Annotated in this window: 1 protein-coding gene and 1 pseudogene; both read left to right on the forward strand. The window is 58.2% G+C overall.

Going from position 1 to position 2,420, the window contains the following annotated elements:
- The first annotated feature begins 218 nt into the window (after positions 1 to 218).
- Complete coding sequence (gene istA, locus CO655_RS33020) at positions 219 to 1,505, forward strand: IS21 family transposase (RefSeq protein WP_016737538.1); 1,287 nt, start codon at positions 219 to 221, stop codon at positions 1,503 to 1,505.
- Positions 1,505 to 2,300: pseudogene (gene istB / locus CO655_RS33025) on the forward strand (IS21-like element ISSme2 family helper ATPase IstB). Before istA ends, istB begins: the two are co-directional and overlap by 1 nt.
- Positions 2,301 to 2,420: the final 120 nt, after the last annotated feature.

Below are 2,420 nucleotides of genomic sequence, written 5' to 3' on the forward strand. Positions count from 1 at the left end.
GCCTTTGATTGTCGCGAATGAGGCTGGCCTGCCGCGCTGGCGTTTGGCCTCCATGGCGGAACGTCGTCGACAGCTTTCGACGTTCATTTCGAATGATCGTTGCGTGATGAACAAGTCGGTCCACCGCGGCACCCGCCCGCAGGTGTCAGGCGAAATGAGAAACTGACCCCCTAACGAAATGAAGAACTGCCCCCTCGTGTGACAACGAGGAGAGATGGATGACAAGTGCGATTTCAGCGCATCCTGCATCGTGGGGAACGATGCAGGGCGAAGATATGCTTGAGGCAGATGAGGTGGTGGCAATGTTGCGGCTGCACGAGCTTGGTTGGGGTGCCAAGCGTCTATCGAAGGAATTTGGATGTGCTCGCAACACTGTCCGTCGATATCTTCGTGAGGGTGGAGCGGTACCCTTCAAGAAGCCGGTTCGGAGGAGTGCTTTTGATGGCCTTGATGATTGGCTTCGTGAACGCTTCTTTCGCCATGATGGCAATGCCGATGTGATCCGGCAGGAGCTGGCGAGCGAGCATGGAATTATCATCGGTTTGCGTTCGGTAGAGCTTCGAGTCCGGGAATGGCGGCGGGAACTCAAGGCGCAAAAGCGTGCGACAGTGCGGTTTGAAACGCCGCCTGGTCGTCAGTTGCAGATCGACTTCGGGCAGACGCGTGTCTGGATCGGTGACGAGCGGCTTCGGGTAAACGTCTTTGTCGCCACGCTAAGCTATTCCAGACGCATTCATATCCGTGCCTCATTGAGAGAAGGGCAGACAGATTGGTTCGAGGGGATGGAAGGCGCGTTTCTTCGGTTTGGCGGCGTTCCCGTTGAGGTTTTGCTGGATAATGCGAAGGCACTTGTCGAACATCACGACGCGGTTAGCCGGGAGGTTCGCTTCAATGCGCGACTCTGGGCGTTTGCCCGTTACTGGGGCTTCGCGCCACGCGCTTGCGCTCCCTACCGGGCGCGAACAAAGGGGAAGGACGAGCGCGGGGTCGGGTACGTCAAGAAGAATGCTATCGCTGGTCGCCGGTTTGAGAACTGGGCTTCGTTCGAGGCGCACCTTGACCGATGGATACGAGAGATCGCAGACCGACGAGAACACGGCACGACTGGTGAAGCACCAATTGAACGCTTTGCTGCGGAGGCCGAAGCCCTTCGGCCGCTATCCGGCCGCGTACCGTTTGGACAACTACGCGACCTCGTGCGCAAAGTGCAGGCGGACTGCGCCATCGATCTCGACACAAACAGCTATTCCGTACCCTGGCGTCTCATCGGCGAGAGCGTCCAAGTCGTTGTATTGGCTGGCCGTGTAATTATCCGTCACGCTGGCCAGGTTGTGGCCGATCATCCTCTCTGCCAGGGACGGCGACAACGGATCGTCGACCGGGATCACTTTGTTGGCTTCGCGGGTAGCGAAGGACTGGTTCGCACCGCTCCAGTCGAGCTGGCACCAGCCGCCTTGCTGCGACCTCTTGCGGAATACGAGGCCGTTGTTGGAGGTGGCTGGTGATGACGACCGTCGATCACGATTTACTCATCGCGACACTCGATCGGCTAAAGCTGACGGCGATCCGCGATCAACTCGACACGTTGCTGGACGAGGCGCTCGAAGATGACGTTGCGCGAAGCTCTGGCGTTCCTGGTCTCACGAGAGATTGCCCGGCGCGATGAACGGCGCATCTCGATGTCGAGCAAGTTGGCGCAGTTCCCCTTCGTACGCGAACTCGATGGCTTCGACTTCGAGGCACAGCCCTCGCTGGATCGAGGACAGATCAGGGAGCTGTCAACCTGCCGCTGGATTGCTCACGGCGACACCGTCCTATTCCTCGGACCTCCGGGCACCGGTAAGACGCACCTTGCTGTCAGTCTTGGCCGAGAAGCAATCCGCCAGAACTACAACGTTCAATTCGTCACGGCGGCCACTCTGGTTGCGATGCTCGCCAAGGCCCATAACGATGGCTCATTGGACAAGCAGTTGACAATCCTATCGCGGCCGAAACTGCTGATCATCGACGAGCTGGGATATCTGCCCTTCGAAGCTAACGCCGCCCACCTGTTCTTCCAACTGGTCTCTCGCCGCTATGAAAGGGGATCGATCCTGATTACCTCCAATCGATCGGTCGGAGAGTGGGGGAGCGTCTTTGGAGACCCTGTCGTCGCCACCGCGATATTGGACCGCCTGCTGCACCATTCGACGGTGATCACCATCCGAGGTGATAGCTACAGGCTTCGCGAAAAGCGCCGTTCCGGCCTTCTGCAGAAGGCCGGAACAGCGCTTGAGACAAACGAAACAGCAAATCAATGAAGGGGTCAGTTCTTCGTTTCGCCTACGGGGTCAAATCTTCACTTCGCTTGACAGCAGGCATAGTTTGATAGTTGCAGGATACGGGGTCGGCATCGAGCACCCAACTCACACGTTGGCTCA

It is taken from the genome of Rhizobium sp. M1 (assembly GCF_002531805.1).
In the GTDB taxonomy this organism is placed as follows: domain Bacteria; phylum Pseudomonadota; class Alphaproteobacteria; order Rhizobiales; family Rhizobiaceae; genus Rhizobium; species Rhizobium etli_C.